The sequence below is a fragment of the Pseudomonas sp. 02C 26 genome (assembly GCF_002843585.1).
Taxonomy (GTDB): domain Bacteria; phylum Pseudomonadota; class Gammaproteobacteria; order Pseudomonadales; family Pseudomonadaceae; genus Aquipseudomonas; species Aquipseudomonas shirazensis.
Genome location: NZ_CP025262.1, coordinates 4,707,375 through 4,724,152 on the forward strand (window position 1 = coordinate 4,707,375; position 16,778 = coordinate 4,724,152).

Sequence of the window (16,778 nt, forward strand, 5' to 3'; positions counted from 1 at the left end):
TCCGAAAAGCCTCTGTATCGCATCGAACAGGATGTCCTGATGGTTGTGTCCGCCCTCTCCGCCAAGATCAAGAACATCGACAAGTTGCTGGTGCACTGCCAGCGCCGCCGGTTTGCCGCCAAGAGCGATATCCTTTGTGCCGGCGACCGGGCTGAGACCTTGTCGTTCATCATCAAAGGTTCGGTCACCGTGATCATCGAAGATGACGAGGACCGCGAGATGATCATCGCCTACCTCAACGATGGCGACTTCTTTGGTGAGCTGGGCTTGTTCGAGCCAGTCGGCAAGGAGCAGTATCGCAGCGCCTGGGTGCGGGCCAAGACCGAATGCGAAGTGGCCGAGATCAGCTACGAGAAATTCCGCGAGGTCGCCCGCCTCGACCCTGAGATTCTCTACGCCTTGGGCAGCCAGATGGCCCAGCGCCTGCGCAACACCACGCGCAAGGTCGGCGACCTGGCGTTCTTCGATGTCACCGGGCGCGTCGCCCGCTGCCTGCTCGACTTGTGCAAGCAGCCCGATGCCATGACTCATCCGGACGGCATGCAGATCAAGATCACCCGCCAGGAGATCGGGCGGATTGTGGGTTGTTCACGGGAGATGGTCGGCCGCGTCCTCAAGGATCTGGAAGAGCGCAGCCTGGTTCAGGTCAAGGGCAAAACCATGGTGGTCTACGGTACCCGTTAATCCTTGGGCAAACCTGCGATCACCTCAGCATAGGCGGCGGACAGGCGCTCGAACCAGGGCACTGCCGGCGCCACTTCATGCAGGGCGATATGACTGTCGGCGCGGCAGTGCTGATCAATGCCGCAGCACTGGTTGAAGCGGTTGACCGCCGCCACCATCGACTCGCGCTGGTCATCCAGCAGCAGGGCGCCATGCACCAGCACTACCGGGCGCTTGCCACCCAGGCCCTGGCGCCAGCGCTGAGCAGTGCCGACCAGCTTGCGCCCGTTGAGGTTGACGTTGTAACGGCCATCGCAAAACGCGCCATCGATCTCGCCCAGCGAAGCCACCCCGCCCCACTCGCGCAGAACCTCACACAGCGGCTGACACAAACGCTCGTAGGCGTTCTCGATACGGCCATGGTCGCCTTCGCTACGCGGCGCAACATAGACCAGCGCGACGTTGACCGTTGCATGCGATTGCGGCACCGGTTCGCCGCCAGTCTCGCGTAGCAGCACCGGCCACCCGGCAATGGCCAGTTCGGCGCAGGCAACTTCAAAGTTCTCTTGTCGACTCAGCCGCCGCGGCATCACCAGCGCCTGATCGGTCGGGCGCCAGAACAGCACGCCGGCCTCGGCATCGCCGCGGCACACGGCGGCGAGCAGGTCCTGCTCGGCTTGCAGGCCCTGCGCGACGGTCAGGGCCAGAGGTTGTTCGCTCATCAGGATGCCACCTTTTAGCCACCACGTAGAAACAACGAAGCCGGCAATGGCCGGCTTCAAGGTCAATCAGTCCAGTTCCTGAACCACGTTCTGTACCGGCCGCTGCGGGAAGAACAGCCGCTGCAATTCCTGCCCCGGTTGCTCTGCGCGCATGAACGCTTCGCCAACCAGGAACGAGTACACCCCGTTGATCTCCATCAGCTCGACATCGGCCCGGTTGAAGATCCCGCTCTCGGTGATCGCCAAGCGCTCGCGAGGAATCCGCGGCAGCAGGTCGAGGGTGGTTTCCAGGCTGACGTCAAAGGTGTGCAGGTTACGGTTGTTGACCCCGACCAGTGGTGTGTCGAGGGTGTTCAAGGCCCGCTCCAGCTCGTCGCCGTCATGCACTTCGACTAGCACATCGAGGCCGACCGACTTGGCCACAGCGGCCAGTTCGGCCATGCGCACATCATCCAGCGCAGAGACGATCAGCAGCACGCAATCGGCACCCAACGCACGGGCTTCGACGATCTGGTACGGATCGATCATGAAGTCCTTGCGGATCACCGGCAGCGTGCAGGCCGCGCGGGCCTGCTGCAGGTAGGCATCGGCGCCCTGGAAATAGTCGATATCGGTCAGCACCGACAGGCAGGTCGCGCCGCCCTTCTCGTAACTGACGGCGATGTCGGCCGGGGCGAAGTTTTCGCGGATCACGCCCTTGCTCGGTGAGGCCTTCTTGATTTCGGCAATCACCGCAGGCTGCTTGCGTCTGGCCTGCTCGATCAACGCATTGGCAAAACCACGCGGCGCATCAGCAGCCTTGGCCAGTTGCTCGAGCTCGGCCAGGCTGACCCGGGCACGGCGCTCGGCGACTTCCTCGACCTTGCGGGCGAGGATATTTTCCAGCACGGTCGGCACGCTCATGCTTCGTTCTCCTGCTTGAATACGGCGGTAAAGGCGCCCAGTTCCTGGAGTTTTTCCCAGGCCAGGCCGGTGTGCAATACATCGCTGGCAAGCTCTACGCCCTGCGCCAGGGTCATTGCATGGTCTGCTGCGTACAGTGCGGCGCCCGCATTGAGCACGATCATCTCGGCAGCCTTCTGGCCGTTTTCGGTCTTGCGCCGGCCCAAGGCATCGCGGATCAGTTCATACGAGGCCTGCGGGTTTTCCACCGCCAGGCCATGCAGGCTCTGGCTCTTCATGCCGAGGTCTTCGGGCTCGACCCAATACTCGCTGATCTCACCTTTTTTCAGCTCGGCAACAAAGGTCGGCGCTGCCAGGCTGAACTCATCCAGGCCATCCTTGGAGTGCACCACCAGCACGTGCTTGCTGCCCAGACGCTGCAGCACCTCGGCCAGCGGCCGGCACAACGCCTGAGAAAACACGCCGACCACCTGGTGTTTCACCCCGGCCGGATTCGTAAGCGGGCCGAGCATGTTGAACAGGGTACGCAGGCCCAGCTCGCGACGCGGGCCAGCGGTGTACTTCATGGCTTTGTGATGACTCTGCGCGAACATGAAGCCGATGCCCAGGCTGTCGATGCAGCGGGCAACCTGCACTGGCGTCAGGTTCAGGTAGATCCCGGCCGCCTCGAGCAGGTCGGCACTGCCGCTTTTGCCCGAGACTGCGCGGTTGCCATGTTTGGCCACCTTGCAGCCCGCTGCGGCGAGTACAAACGACGCTGCCGTGGACACGTTGAAGATGTTCGCACCGTCACCGCCAGTACCGACCACGTCGACCACGCCGTCGAGGCTTTCCAGCTCGACCTTGTCTGCCAGCTCACGCATGACCGACACCGCGCCGACGATTTCGTCGATGCTCTCGCTCTTCATGCGCATGCCCATGAGGAATGCACCGATCTGCGCCTCGCTGCACTGACCGGTCATGATCTGGCGCATGACGTCGCTCATTTCTGCAGTCGACAGGTCCAGGTGGCCAACGATACGGCTCAATGCGCTTTTGATATCCATGCTCGAATCCTTAACGGCGGCCGCCGGTCTGCTTGAGGAAGTTGGCGAACAGCTCATGGCCCTGCTCGGTAAGAATCGACTCGGGGTGGAACTGCACCCCTTCGATGTTCAAGGTCTTGTGACGCAGGCCCATGATTTCATCCACCGAGCCATCGTCGTGGGCAGTCCAGGCGGTCACCTCGAGGCACTCGGGCAGGGTCTCGCGCTTGACCACCAACGAATGGTAGCGGGTCACCGTGAGTGGATTGTTCAGTTCGGCAAACACGCCCAGGTCGCGATGATGGACCGGGCTGGTCTTGCCGTGCATCACCTGGCGAGCGCGGACTACATCGCCGCCAAAGGCCTGGCCGATCGACTGGTGGCCAAGGCAAACGCCAAGAATCGGCAGCTTGCCGGCAAAATGCAGGATGGCCTCGATCGACACGCCGGCTTCGCTCGGGGTGCACGGGCCAGGTGAAACCACGATGCGCTCGGGGTTGAGTGCTTCGATCTGGGCGATGGTCATCTCGTCATTGCGGATGACCCTGACCTCGGCCCCCAACTCGCCAAAGTACTGGACGACGTTGTAGGTGAAGGAGTCATAGTTGTCGATCATCAGTAACATGTGCGGCAAACCTCTAGAAGACTGACTTCTGATTCGGACCTTGCGCTTGCGCTTCCAGGCGCGGGTCATCCCGCACGGGGCGCTGGGTCAAGCACAAGGCAGGCAGATGGAGCGAGGCCGCGTGGCGGCCAGCCAACTCAACACATCAACGCGACGGGGTCTGTTCCGCCAGGGCTACGGCGCGGAACATCGCGCGGCGCTTGTTGATGGTTTCTTCCCACTCCAGCGCAGGCACCGAATCAGCAACGATACCGCCACCGGCCTGAACATGCAGTTCGCCATCCTTGATCACCGCGGTGCGAATGGCGATCGCGGTGTCCATGTTGCCGTTCCAGGCAAAGTAACCGACTGCGCCGCCATACACGCCACGCTTGACCGGCTCGAGTTCGTCGATGATTTCCATGGCACGGATCTTCGGTGCGCCGGACAAGGTCCCGGCCGGCAGGATCGCCCGCAGTGCATCCATCGCAGTCAAGCCCTCGGCCAGTTGGCCGGTGACATTGGAGACGATGTGCATGACGTTGGAATAGCGCTCGATCACCATCTTCTCGGTCAAGCGCACGCTGCCGGTTGCCGAAACACGGCCGACATCGTTGCGGCCCAGATCGATCAGCATCAGGTGCTCGGCAATTTCCTTGGCGTCGGACAGCAGGTCGTCTTCCAGCGCGCGGTCCGCTTCTTCGTTGGCACCGCGTGGGCGGGTGCCGGCGATTGGGCGCACGGTGACCAGGTTGTCTTCGACCCGCACCAGCACTTCCGGCGAACTGCCGACGACATGGAAGTCACCGAAGTTGAAGAAGTACATGTAAGGCGTCGGGTTGAAGCAGCGCAGCGCGCGATAAAGGTCGATGGGCGCGGCCTTGAAGTCGATCGACATGCGCTGCGACGGTACCACCTGCATGCAGTCGCCGGCGAGGATGTACTCCTTGACCGTATCGACCGCACGCTCGTAATCGTCCTGGGTGAAGCTTGAACGGAATGCCGGTTCGGCTGCCATCGGCCCGCTCAGGTCAAGGCCGCGACGTGGCGTGATCGGCTCGCGCAGCTTGGCCAGCAGCGCCTGCAGGCGCGCCTGGCCCTGTTCGAGGGCGTCTTCGGCAGACGGGTCGACCAGCACGATCGCGTGCATCTTGCCGGCCAGGTTGTCGAACACCACTACTGCGTCCGAGACCATCAGCAGAATGTCCGGCACACCCAGTGGGTCCGGGTTCGGGCAGGCGCCCAGGCGTTTTTCCACATAACGCACGCAGTCGTAACCGAAGTAGCCGACCAGGCCGCCATTGAAGCGCGGCAGGCCGGCGATATCGGCAACCTTGTAACGCTCTTTGAACGCTTCGACGAAAGCCAGCGGGTCTTCCACCTCGTGGCTTTCTACCTCGACACCGTCTTCAAGGATGCTCACCTGATAGCCGTGTACGCGCAGCACCGTGCGCGATGGCAGGCCGATCATCGAGTAACGGCCCCACTTCTCGCCGCCCTGAACGGATTCGAGCAGGTACGAGTTGGCCTGATCAGCCAGCTTCAGGTAGATCGACAGCGGCGTGTCGAAGTCGGCCAGGGTTTCGCAGGCCAAAGGAATGCGGTTGTAGCCAGCAGCGGCCAGACGCAGGAATTCTTCGCGGGTCATGAGTAGCCTCGGAGCAAGAGCAATGGGGTCAGGCAAACGGACGGGCCGGCAGCTGCCGGCGAGCAGAAGTCAGGCGCGCCAACGCCAACGGGCCAGGGCCTTGATGACTTTCATCCAGTATTTGCCGATAACCGCCACGATGGACTCTCTGTCTTTGGAGGCTGGAAGGTCGGCCAACGTTATCCCAGTGTCGGTGACTACGCAACCAGGCAACAGGATGCGTAGATCACTGATCACCAGGCTGGGCGATTCTTCCTCGATTGGCCGGCCGTGGTTGTAGCCATAGCTGAGGCCCACCGACTGCACTCCGGCGGCTTTGGCAGCGAGCACATCGCTGCGCGAATCGCCGACGAACACCGCCTGCGCCGGGCTGACCCCAGCCATTTTCATCACGAACAGCAGCGCCGCCGGGTCAGGTTTTTTCTGTGGCAGGGTGTCGCCGCCAATGATCCAGCGGAAATAGCGACCGATCTTCATCTGATCCAGCAGCGGCGCGACAAAGCGCTCCGGCTTGTTGGTGATCAGCGCCATCTCCACGCCTTGCTTGTGCAGCCAGCGCAAGGTGTCGCGCACGCCAGGGTAGACCACGGTGAGCTCATGGCTCTCGGCATAGGCCTCCATGAACAGGGACAGGCCCTGCTCGGCCAGCGCGTCGTCGACCATGCCGTGGTCAAGGCCTCCCGCCAGTGCCCGGCGCACCAGTACCGGTGCGCCATTGCCGACCCAGTGGCGAACCGCCTCAAGGCCGGCCGGCGGACGACCGAGTTCGAGCAGCATACGGTCTACCGCTGCAGCCAGGTCGGGGACAGAATCGATCAGCGTGCCATCCAGATCGAACATCACCAACTTGGGCAGCGTCCCCGGGAACAGCTGCTCGAAGCCGCTCATGGGCGGGCCAGGGCCATTTCGGCGCGCATCTTGGCGATCACTTCCTGGTAATCCGGCGCATTGAAGATTGCCGAGCCGGCGACAAAGGTGTCGGCGCCAGCAGCGGCGATCTCGCGGATATTGTTGACGTTGACGCCGCCGTCGATCTCCAGGCGAATGTCACGCCCGCTGGCATCGATCAGCGCGCGTGCTTCACGCAGCTTGTCGAGGGTGCCAGGGATGAACTTCTGCCCGCCGAAGCCTGGGTTGACGCTCATCAGCAAGATCATGTCGACCTTGTCCATCACGTACTTCAAGGTCTCCAGACCGGCAGCCGGGTTGAACACCAGGCCAGCCTTGCAGCCGCCGTCACGGATCAACTGCAGCGAGCGGTCGACGTGCGTGGTCGCGTCCGGGTGGAAGGTGATGTAGGTAGCGCCGGCTTCGATGAAGTCGCCGATGATGCGGTCGACCGGGCTGACCATCAGGTGCACATCGATCGGCGCGGTGACGCCGTATTTGCGCAGTGCGCTGCACACCATCGGGCCGATGGTCAGGTTGGGTACATAGTGGTTGTCCATGACATCGAAGTGGACGATGTCGGCGCCGGCGGCCAGTACTTTGTCGACGTCTTCACCCAAGCGGGCGAAATCGGCAGAGAGGATGGACGGGGCAATAGCGTAGGGCTGCATGGCGCACCTGTAGGCAGAAATCACGGTGGCGCGCATTGTACCTCAGCCCTGCCGGATGGGGGCTGATTGGTGTCAATCCTGCTGCAGCGCGCCAGCCCGAGGGTGGGGGCTGGCGCCAGCAGGCTACTCTGGCTGTTGCGTACGCAGTTTTTCACTGCGCCCACGTAGCCATTCCAAGGTCAACAACAGCACCACCGAGAAAGCGATGAGCAAGGTCGCTGCCGCAGCGATGGTCGGGCTCAGGTTCTCGCGAATACCGCTGAACATCTGCCGCGGCAGGGTTGCCTGTTCAGGCCCGGCGAGAAACAGCGTGACCACCACTTCATCGAACGAGGTGGCGAAGGCAAACAATGCCCCCGAGATCACCCCAGGAGCAATCAGCGGCAAGGTCACCCGACGGAACGCGGTCAGCGGCGAGGCACCGAGGCTGGCCGCGGCCCGCACCAGGTTGTAGTTGAAGCCCTGCAGGGTGGCCGACACGGTGATGATCACAAACGGTACGCCCAGCACCGCGTGCACAAGGATCAACGAGATGAAGCTGTTGCCCAAGCCCAGCGGGGCAAAGAACAAATAGCTCGCGACACCGATGATGACCACTGGCACCACCATCGGCGAGATCACCAGGGCCATTACCAACGACTTGCCGGGGAAGTCGCCGCGGGTCAGGCCAATCGCGGCCAGGGTGCCGAACACCATTGCCAGCACAGTCGCCGCAGGGGCGACGATGATGCTGTTGCGCAGGGCGCGCATCCACTCCGCCGAAGCGAAGAAGTCCTGATACCAGTGCAGCGAAAAGCCCTGCAGCGGGTACACCAGAAAGCTGCCGCTGTTGAACGACAGCGGGATGATCACCAGGATCGGCAGCACCAGGAACAACAGGATCAGGCCGCAGAGGATCCGCAGGCTGTAGAACCACACCCGCTCGATGGGTGACATATAGGGGCTCAGCATGACAAGGCTCCTCAGCTCAGACGCAGACGGCTAGCGCCGACCAGCCAGCTATAGATCAGGTACAGCAGCACAGTTGCCAGCAGCAACAGCCCGCCCAGTGCGGTGGCCATGCCCCAGTTGATGCTGGTGTTGGTGTAGAAGGCCACGAAGTAGCTGACCATTTGATCGTTCGGGCTGCCGAGCAGCGCCGGGGTGATGTAGTAGCCGATCGCCAGAATGAACACCAGCAGGCAACCTGCGCCAATCCCTGCGTAGGTCTGCGGGAAGTACACCCGCCAGAAACTGGCGAACGGATGGCAGCCCAGCGAAATTGCCGCGCGCATATAGCTCGGCGAGATGCCCTTCATGACGCTGTACAACGGCAGGATCATGAATGGCAGGAGGATATGCACCATCGAGATGTACACCCCGGTGCGGTTGAACACCAATTCCAACGGTTCGTCGATGATACCCATCGCCATCAGCGCACTGTTGATCAACCCGCCCGACTGCAACAGCACGATCCAGGCAGCCACTCGCACCAGAATCGAGGTCCAGAACGGCAACAGCACGAGAATCATCAACAGGTTGCTCTGCCGGGTTGGCAGGTTGGCCAGCAGATAGGCCAACGGGTAAGCCAGCAGCAGGCAGATCACGGTGATGACCACACCCATCCACAGGGTGCGGGTGAAGATATCCAGGTAGATCGCCTGGTCCGGCGTGGCCTTGGCTATCTCACCGAGGTCATCGATGCGGTGATCGACCGAGGCCAGCAGGTAATAGGGGGTGACGGTGCTGGTATTGCGGCGGATCGCCTGCCAGTAGGCAGGATCGCCCCAACGCTCATCCAGGTTTTGCAGTGCTTCTTTATAGGAAGCCGGTTCGCTCGCGAACGGCAGCGCCCGGGCAGTCTTCGACAACAGGCTGCGGTAACCGGCCAGCTCCATGTTCAAGCGTTTGGACAGGTCACCGAGGGTCTGGTTCTTGCGCGCCTCGGCCAGGTCCTGGCTCAGCGCCTGATATACCGGTTCGCCAGGCAGGCTCTTGCCATCCCACTGCTGTACCGCCTCGACGGTGCGCGGCAGGCCGGCGACCACCTCGGGGTTGGCCACGCTCTTGAACAACAGCGCCGCAATCGGCACCAGGAACACCAGCAGAAGAAACAGCGCCAGCGGCGCGATCAACGCCTGGGCCTTCCAGCGGTTGACCCGCTCGGCATGCTTGAGGCGCTGTTTGAGGCTTTTACCTGCGCCTTCGTTCAGGGGCACTGCAATGGCCATGGCGAACTCCGAAAATCTGGAAAACGGGGAGCGCCGGAGATAACCCGGCGCTCCGAGGGCGCAGTTACTTCTTCGCCGCCCAGGCGTTGAAGCGTTGCTCCAGCTGCTCGCTGTTGTCAGCCCAGAAGGCCACGTCGATCTGCACCTGGTTGGCGATGTTTTCAGGCGTGGTCGGCATGTCTTTCTTCACGTCATCCGCCAGCAGCGCGACCGCCTTGGAATTGGCCGGACCGTAGGCGATGTTTTGCGAGTAGGTTTTCTGCTGCTCGGGCGCAACGCTGAAGGCGATGAATTCCTTCGCCTCTTTGCTGTTCTTCGCGCCTTTAGGAATGGCCCAGGCGTCAAAGTCATAGATGCCGCCGTTCCATACCACCTTGAGGTTGCTTTCTTTCTGCACGGCAGCGATGCGACCGTTGTAGGCCGAGCTCATCACTACGTCGCCAGAGGCAAGGTACTGCGGCGGCTGGGCGCCGGCTTCCCACCACTGAATGCTCGGTTTGAGCTGATCGAGCTTTTTGAAGGCGCGATCCTGACCGGCTTTGGTCGCCAGTTCCTTGTAGACGTCCTTGGGCGCAACACCGTCGGCCATCAACGCGAACTCGAGGGTGTACTTGGCACCTTTGCGCAGGCCGCGCTTGCCCGGGAACTGCTTGGTGTCCCAGAAATCAGCCCAGCTGGTTGGTGCGGTCTTGAGCTTGTCGGCGTTGTAGGCCAGCACCGTGGACCAGACGAAGAAGCCGACACCGCACGGCTGAATAGCGCCCTTGACGTAGTCCGCCTCGTCACCGAACTGAGCGGGATCAATTTCCTCGAACAGGCCCTCGTCGCAACCACGGGCTAGCTCCGGCGATTCGACTTCGACCAGGTTCCACGAAACGCTCTTGGTATCGACCATGGCTTTGACCTTGGCCATTTCACCGTTGTACTCACCGGCGACGATTTTGCCCTTGCCGGCCTTTTCCCACGGCTCGTAGAAGGCTTTGACCTGGGCGGCCTTGTTGGCTCCACCGAACGACACCACGGTCAGGTCTGCGGCGGCCATGGCCTGGCTGGCGGCGAACAGGCCAAGGGCCACGGCGGTCAGTTTCAACTGCTTGCGCATTATTATTCTCTCCACAGTACAGGGTTGGTTAAGCGAACCTTCAATGGGCTTCGGCAATCGGATCGAGCGCGCGGGCGTGTTCGACTTCCCAGCCCAGCGGTACCACATCGCCCACGGCCAGGGCCGGGTCGAGTTCGGCAATCGGCTGCTTCACGAAGAAGTCGCCCTTGCCGCAGACTTCCAGACGCACCCGTACGTGGTCGCCCAGATAGATGAACTCGGCCACCCGGCCGGAGAATCGGTTGGCGCAGTGCTCGCTGTGGCCATTGAGGCGGACCCGCTCGGGGCGGATCGACAAGGTCACCGGATCGCCCGCCTGGCCGACATTCACCGCCAATGCCTCGACCTTCTCGCCCCGCGCCAGCTGCACCTGGCAGCGCTCGCCATTGCGCGCCAGCAAGGTGCCGCTGAGGCGGTTGTTTTCACCGATGAAGTTGGCGACGAAGGTATTGCGCGGCTCTTCATAGAGGGTGCGCGGGTCGGCGATCTGCTGAATTTCGCCCTGATGGAACACTGCCACCCGATCAGACATGGTCAGTGCTTCGCTCTGGTCGTGGGTGACGTAGACCACGGTCACGCCCAGGCGCTGGTGAATGTGCTTGATCTCCATCTGCATGTGCTCACGCAGTTGTTTGTCCAGCGCCCCGAGCGGTTCGTCCATCAGCACCAGCTGCGGCTCGAAAACCAGAGCACGAGCCAATGCCACCCGCTGCTGCTGGCCGCCGGAGAGCTGACCGGGGTAGCGCTGGGCGAAGGCGTCGAGCTGGACCATGCCGAGCACGCGCTTGACCCGCTCGCTGATGTCGGTCTTGCTCAGGTTGCGCACGCTCAGGGGGAAGGCAAGGTTCTCGGCGACGGTCATGTGCGGGAACAATGCGTAGTTCTGGAACACCATGCCGATATCGCGCTTATGCGGTGGCACGTTGTTGATCGAGCGCCCACCGAGGAGGATTTCGCCGGCGGTGGGGGTTTCAAAACCGGCCAGCATCATCAGGCTGGTGGTCTTGCCCGAGCCGGACGGGCCGAGCAAGGTCAGGAACTCGCCCTTGCGGATATCCAGATTGAGGTCTTTGACGATCAACGACTCGCCGTCGTAGCTCTTCTGCACACCACGGAAACTGACCAGCGTGTCGCCGCTGGCAGTGTTCGAATTCGCCTCGCTCATGCCTGCACCTTTTTGTTGGATGACTGCGTGAGAGAAGCTTAGACAAGGCGCAAGTGCCGGCAAATCGGGGCCGCTGAGAGAATGCCATCATCCCCTTGGAAGATTGCCTGTAGGGATCGCCCTACACGGATGGCGTTATCAGACAGGCGCTTCGCCGACTGAGCTGTGCCCTAGATGGCGTAGGTGGCGGGCAAGCCGCGTGCTTGAGCAGGGTACGCACTGCAATCGCTGCGCACCGCGGCAACTGCGCGGATGACCGCCGACGTCGCCGACAGAACAGTCACACCAGCTTGTGCTCCATGGCGTACTTGACCAGCTCGGCCAGGGAGTTGACCTTGAGCTTCTGCATCAGCCGCGCTTTATGGGTGCTGATGGTCTTGCTCGACAAGGCCAACTGCAGCGCGATGTCATTGACGTTGGCGCCCTGGGCCAGGCGCTCGAATACCGAAAACTCGCGCTCAGACAGCAGCGTATGCAGCGGCCGGGTGTCGGTCAGGCCGACCTCGAACACCATGCGGTCAGCCAGCGCCGGGTCAATATAGCGCCCTCCTCCCGCCACTCGGCGGATGGCCGTCAACAACAGCGCCGGGTCGCTGTCCTTGGTCGCGTAGCCGGCAGCGCCGGCCTTCAACGCCCGCGCAGCCATTTGCGCCTCGTCATGCATCGACAGCATGAGAATAGCCGGCGGGTTGTTCAGTGCGCGGATGCGCGGGATCGCCTCTAGGCCACTGACCCCCGGCATGGAGATATCCAGCAAGACCACTTCGCACGGGGTATGGCGCAACGCATCCAGCAACTGCTCGCCATTGCCCGCCTCGGCCACCACCTGCATGTCCTTGGCCAGGCCGATCAGTTGCTTGATGCCCTCGCGGACAATGGTGTGGTCTTCTGCCACCAGCACTCGAATCATGCTTGTCTCCTAATCCAGAGGGATACTGACGCTCAGGCTGCTGCCCTCGCCGGGTTCACTGTCCAGGGTCATGCTGCCGCCCAGCATCAATACCCGCTCACGCATACCGACCAGGCCAAACGAAGTCGGCCTGGGTTGATCGGGGCAAAAACCGACACCGTCATCGATCACGCTCAGGCGCAGGGTACCGCCGGTGCGCAGCAGCTCGATCTGCACGGTGTGCGCCTGGGCATGGCGCATCACGTTGGTCAGCGCCTCCTGCAGAATCCGAAACAGCCCGGTGGCCTTGGCATCACTCAATGCTGGCAGATTATCCGGCACCTGCACCAGACACGGTATCTGCGTGCGCGCTTCGAAGCGGCGCGCCTGCCATTCAATGGCCGAGGCGATGCCGGCATCAAGGATCGGCGGGCGCAGGGCGGTGGCGACATCACGCACCAACTGGAACAACTGCGCGATCAAGCGCTTCATGCTCGCCAGGCGCTCGTGCAGGCCGGGGTCGAGCTCGGCATAGGCCAGCTCGCACATCGACACTTCGAGCTTGAGCACGGTCAGCATCTGCCCGAGTTCATCATGCACTTCGCGGGCGATGCGGGCCTTTTCTTCTTCGCGCACGCTCTCAAGGTGGGCAGACAACTCGCGCAACTGCCCCTCGGAACGGGCCAGGGCCAGCTCGGCGCGTTTGCTCTGGCTGATGTCCCAGACCACGCCATCCCAGACCACGCGCCCGTCGGCCAGGCGCCGGGTACTGGCCTTGATATCAGCCCAGCGCTGCTCGCCCTGGCGGGTGACGATGCGCCCCTGCCACGACCAGTCCTGATTGTTGGCCAGGGCCAGGTCCTGGACCCGGTGATAATCACTGCGGTCATCCGGATGCACCAGGTTGCGCAAGCCCATCTGCGGATGCTGGATGGCTGCCGGAGTGTAGCCAACCAGGGCTTCGCTACCCTCGCTGATATAGGGGAATTCAAGCTCGCCGGCAGCAGGGTTGCGTTCGAGCCGAAACACCAGCCCCGGTACGTTGCCGGCAATACCCTTGAGCTGCGCTTCGCTTTCGCGCAGGGCCGCCACGGTGCGCCGGCGCTCGGTGACATCGGTGAGGAACATCACCAGGTATTCGGCATCGCGAAAGCGCAGAAAACTCAGCGACAGATCGACCGGCAACACGCTGCCATCGGCACACCGGCACTGACTCTCGAATTGCTCGGCGCCACCGTTGCCAGCCCGCACCCGGCGCCACAGCTCCAGCCAACGGTCCATGTCCAGGTTGGGCTCGAAGTCACGCAGCGGCCGGTCCAGCAGTTGCCCTTCGGCGTAGCCAAGCATGCCCTCGGCCGCGTGGTTGGCGTAGCGCACATGGCTGTCCCAGTTGATCCAGAGGATACCGACGGTGCTGTGGTCGATGGAAAACTGGCTCAGGCGCAGTGCCTGTTCGCGGCCGTGGCGCTCGGCCAACGCTTCGCGCGCCTGCAACAAGCTGCGTTCCAGCTGGCGCTGCTCACGGCGCTGCCACAGCAAGGTGGCGATGGCACACAGCAACAGCAGCCCGAACAACAGCGCGAGGTTCTGCCAGAAACCCGCGCTCTCGCTCAGGCGCGGGTACTTGGGCTGCAGCCAGCGCTGGTGCAATTGCTCCAGCTGCTTGGCCGGCATCGCCTGCAGCCCGCGCTCGAGCACATCGGCCAACAGCGGCCAGTCACGCCGCGAACCGATCCGCAGCAGTTGCGGCAAGCCGATGTCACCGACCACGACGAGATCGCTGAACTCGCCTTCGCGCGACAGGCGGCTGAGCTGCGCTTCGTCGACCACCGCAAAGCTCGCCTGCGCACCGAGCAGGGCTTGCAGCGCCTGCCGCTCGTTGGGCACGCCTTGCAGGTTGAGGTGGGTGTAGTTGCTGCGCAGGTAATCGGCCAGCGGGCTGGGCATGCGCACCACTACACGCTCACTCGACTCAAGCTTCTCCAGTTCGACCGCCACCGCGCCGCTGCGCGGCCCGACCACCAGCTGCGGCACGCGCATGTACGGGTCGCTGAACAGCCACAGGCGCAGGCTGGCCGGGGTCTGGGTCAGGCCTGGGGCGAAGTCGATCTCACCAGCCTTGAGGGCGTGCTCAAGCGCTGCCTGGTCAGCGAAATTGCGCCAGGTCAGGTCCAGTCCGAGCGCCTGCGCCAGCCAGCTGACCAGTTCGACGTTGGCCCCATACAGCTGCTGCAGGCGCCGGTCGAACTGCGCATAAGGCGCCTGCAGCACCAGGCCCACGCGCAGGCTGCGGTGCTCCTCCAGCCATTGCTGCTGAACCGGCTCCAGCGCCACCGACGGCACCGCAGCGGGCCGTGCCACGGCGATCAAGGGCAGGCACAGGCAGCCGATAACCAACAGGCGACGCATTCGCTTCATCTATACGCTCGACTTGGCAAGCGCGACCACCAGCCGTGGCCGTCGCGGACAAATACTATTAGGCTGCCGGTATCATTCTGGCTTTGGGTTGATTCATGTTGACACTTTATCGCACGCAGCTGGCAATGATCTGCCTCAGCTCACTCCTGCCGCTGGCAGCCCAGGCGACCGCTGCCGAACCTGCCGCTCCGGCCGATACAGCCGCCGCGCCGATTGTGCGCCCGGGGTTGCTCGAACGCAGCCAGGAAGACGCGCAAGCACTCGAACGGCGCGTGCCCAAGGCCGAGCAGCAGATGCTGCAGGCCGGCAGCGACAGCTTTCTGGCCCTGTGGAAGCCGGCCAACGACAGTAACCCGCAAGGCGCGCTGATCATCCTCCCCGGCGCCGGCGAGAACGCCGACTGGCCCAATACGGTCGGCCCGCTACGCAGTAAATTCCCCGATGCCGGCTGGCACAGCCTGAGCATCAGCCTGCCTGACCTGCTTGCCGACAGCCCGCAGGCGCGGGTCGAGGCAACACCAGCGGCGCCCGCCGAGAAAGCCAACGGCGAGGTTGCCACCGTGCAGGACACCCCGGTCGATGCCAACGCCAATGTCGCCCAGGCCACCGCAGCCGACCCCGACACCGCGCAGAGCACCGACGCGGTCGACGCCAGCGAACAGAACGATCAGGCCGACGCCGAGCGTACCTTCGCCCGCCTGGACGCTGCCGTGGCCTACGCCCAAAGCCAGAAAGCGCGCAGCATCGTCCTGCTCGGCAACGGCAGTGGCGCCTACTGGGCAGCGCGTTACCTCAGCGAAAAGCAGCCGCCGCAGGTGCAGAAACTGGTGATGGTGGCGGCGCAGACGCCAGCGCGGGTCGAGCATGATCTGCTCAGCCTGACGCCCACGCTGAAGGTGCCGGTTGCCGACCTGTATTTCGCCACCCGCAGAGCAGACCAGCGCGCCGCGCAGTTGCGCCTGCAGGCCAGCAAGCGTCAGTCAGGCAGCCAGTATCGGCAGCTGTCGCTGATCGCCATGCCCGGCAACAAGGCAGCAGAGCAGGAGCAACTGTTCCGCCGCGTGCGCGGCTGGCTCAGCCCGCAGGAATAAACCCTGGCCGTGGCTACAAACCGCGGCGCTTGCGCACCAGTGCGTAGGCCTGGTGCAGCTCGCGGGTGGTCTCGGTTGCCTGGCGCACCTGCGCCTCGCTGGCGCCGTTGCCAACCAGTTTGTCCGGGTGATGGCGGCTGAGCAGCCGCCTGTAGGCCTGCTTGACCTGATCGGCCTCGGTATCGGCGGCTACGCCGAGCAAACGCAGCGCGCCTGCGTAGGTCAGGGTGCTGCCCTCGACCCCGGTTTTACGCGGCTCGTACTCAAGCGAAAGCGCCTGCGCCTCGCGCCGGCTCAGGCCCAGCTGTTGCCCCCAGGCCAGCACCAGATCACGCTCATTGGCGCCGGCCCGGCCATCGGCCCAGACCATCCGCCAACAGGCGCGCAAGGTGCCTTCGGCAGCGTGCGGCTGTTGCTTGATGCGTTGCAGGTGATGGCTGAAGCGGTCCTTGCCGGCCTTGCCGCGATTGAACGCGGCAATCGCCCGCAACCGCGCCGGCTCGGCCAGCGCCAAGCGGGCCATCTCCTGACGCGCCTGCTGAATATGCCCAGGCGCCACCCGCCCGTCGCTTTTGGCCAAACGCCCAAGCAACACAAACAACAGCTCATCATCACGCAACGGCGGGCGCCCGCTCAGGCGCTCGCGACAGTCCGCCCAACCCTGCAGGCGTAAACGCCGGTCCATGGCCTGACCCAGCAAGGCTCCCAGCAGTGCACCAGGAATACTGGCCACTGCAAAGCCTGCCCCGGCACCAATCACTGTGCTCGGCCACCACATG

The 16,778-nt window shown here is 63.3% G+C and carries 16 protein-coding genes; 2 read left to right on the forward strand and 14 right to left on the reverse strand.

Going from position 1 to position 16,778, the window contains the following annotated elements:
* Positions 1–39: 39 nt before the first annotated feature.
* A complete protein-coding gene (gene crp, locus CXQ80_RS21560) occupies positions 40–684 on the forward strand; it encodes a cAMP-activated global transcriptional regulator CRP (protein WP_101322369.1) in 645 nt (214 codons plus the stop codon).
* Here the strand turns inward: crp and CXQ80_RS21565 are convergent.
* The 13 genes from CXQ80_RS21565 to CXQ80_RS21625 all read right to left on the reverse strand — a co-directional run bounded on the left by CXQ80_RS21565 (position 681) and on the right by CXQ80_RS21625 (position 14,908).
* On the reverse strand, positions 681–1,385 hold the full coding sequence (locus CXQ80_RS21565) for a lipoate--protein ligase family protein (protein WP_101323126.1): 705 nt from the start codon (positions 1,383–1,385) through the stop codon (positions 681–683). The two genes, crp and CXQ80_RS21565, sit on opposite strands and share 4 nt — an antisense overlap.
* Before the next feature lie 66 nt (positions 1,386–1,451).
* Positions 1,452–2,288 carry an indole-3-glycerol phosphate synthase TrpC gene (trpC, locus tag CXQ80_RS21570; protein ID WP_101322370.1) on the reverse strand — a complete coding sequence of 279 codons (837 nt, stop codon included), beginning with the start codon at positions 2,286–2,288 and terminating at the stop codon, positions 1,452–1,454.
* Complete coding sequence (trpD, locus tag CXQ80_RS21575) at positions 2,285–3,334, reverse strand: anthranilate phosphoribosyltransferase (protein WP_101322371.1); 1,050 nt, start codon at positions 3,332–3,334, stop codon at positions 2,285–2,287. The genes trpC and trpD overlap by 4 nt, the downstream gene beginning before the upstream one ends.
* Before the next feature lie 10 nt (positions 3,335–3,344).
* Positions 3,345–3,938 (reverse strand): aminodeoxychorismate/anthranilate synthase component II, encoded by a 594-nt coding sequence (locus CXQ80_RS21580; RefSeq protein ID WP_101322372.1) that lies wholly within the window; start codon positions 3,936–3,938, stop codon positions 3,345–3,347.
* Positions 3,939–4,083: 145 nt separating this feature from the next.
* Positions 4,084–5,565: an anthranilate synthase component I gene (gene trpE / locus CXQ80_RS21585; RefSeq protein WP_101322373.1), complete on the reverse strand. Its 1,482-nt coding sequence runs from the start codon at positions 5,563–5,565 to the stop codon at positions 4,084–4,086.
* Between the two features lie 69 nt (positions 5,566–5,634).
* Positions 5,635–6,453: a phosphoglycolate phosphatase gene (locus CXQ80_RS21590; RefSeq protein WP_101322374.1), complete on the reverse strand. Its 819-nt coding sequence runs from the start codon at positions 6,451–6,453 to the stop codon at positions 5,635–5,637.
* Entirely contained in the window at positions 6,450–7,124 is a 675-nt protein-coding gene (gene rpe, locus CXQ80_RS21595; protein WP_101322375.1) for a ribulose-phosphate 3-epimerase, read from the reverse strand. The genes CXQ80_RS21590 and rpe overlap by 4 nt, the downstream gene beginning before the upstream one ends.
* A 123-nt stretch (positions 7,125–7,247) precedes the next feature.
* Positions 7,248–8,075 carry an ABC transporter permease gene (locus CXQ80_RS21600; RefSeq protein ID WP_101322376.1) on the reverse strand — a complete coding sequence of 276 codons (828 nt, stop codon included), beginning with the start codon at positions 8,073–8,075 and terminating at the stop codon, positions 7,248–7,250.
* A gap of 11 nt (positions 8,076–8,086) precedes the next feature.
* The gene (locus CXQ80_RS21605) at positions 8,087–9,334 is read right to left on the reverse strand and encodes an ABC transporter permease (RefSeq protein ID WP_101322377.1); all 1,248 of its coding nucleotides are present in this window, start codon (positions 9,332–9,334) and stop codon (positions 8,087–8,089) included.
* Between the two features lie 64 nt (positions 9,335–9,398).
* Positions 9,399–10,436, reverse strand: a complete 1,038-nt coding sequence (locus CXQ80_RS21610; protein WP_101322378.1) for an ABC transporter substrate-binding protein — start codon at positions 10,434–10,436, stop codon at positions 9,399–9,401.
* A gap of 40 nt (positions 10,437–10,476) precedes the next feature.
* On the reverse strand, positions 10,477–11,601 hold the full coding sequence (locus CXQ80_RS21615) for an ABC transporter ATP-binding protein (RefSeq protein ID WP_101322379.1): 1,125 nt from the start codon (positions 11,599–11,601) through the stop codon (positions 10,477–10,479).
* A 280-nt stretch (positions 11,602–11,881) separates the two neighbouring features.
* A complete protein-coding gene (locus CXQ80_RS21620) occupies positions 11,882–12,511 on the reverse strand; it encodes a response regulator transcription factor (RefSeq protein ID WP_101322380.1) in 630 nt (209 codons plus the stop codon).
* Positions 12,512–12,520: 9 nt separating this feature from the next.
* Positions 12,521–14,908, reverse strand: coding sequence for a PAS domain S-box protein (locus tag CXQ80_RS21625; RefSeq protein WP_101322381.1), 2,388 nt, complete (start codon positions 14,906–14,908; stop codon positions 12,521–12,523).
* Between the two features lie 95 nt (positions 14,909–15,003).
* Here CXQ80_RS21625 and CXQ80_RS21630 point away from each other — a divergent pair, with 95 nt between their 5' ends.
* On the forward strand, positions 15,004–15,999 hold the full coding sequence (locus tag CXQ80_RS21630) for an alpha/beta hydrolase family protein (RefSeq protein ID WP_101322382.1): 996 nt from the start codon (positions 15,004–15,006) through the stop codon (positions 15,997–15,999).
* A 13-nt stretch (positions 16,000–16,012) separates the two neighbouring features.
* On the opposite strand, the gene CXQ80_RS21635 is transcribed toward CXQ80_RS21630, so the two are convergent.
* On the reverse strand, positions 16,013–16,777 hold the full coding sequence (locus tag CXQ80_RS21635; RefSeq protein WP_101322383.1) for a TerB family tellurite resistance protein: 765 nt from the start codon (positions 16,775–16,777) through the stop codon (positions 16,013–16,015).
* Position 16,778: the final 1 nt, after the last annotated feature.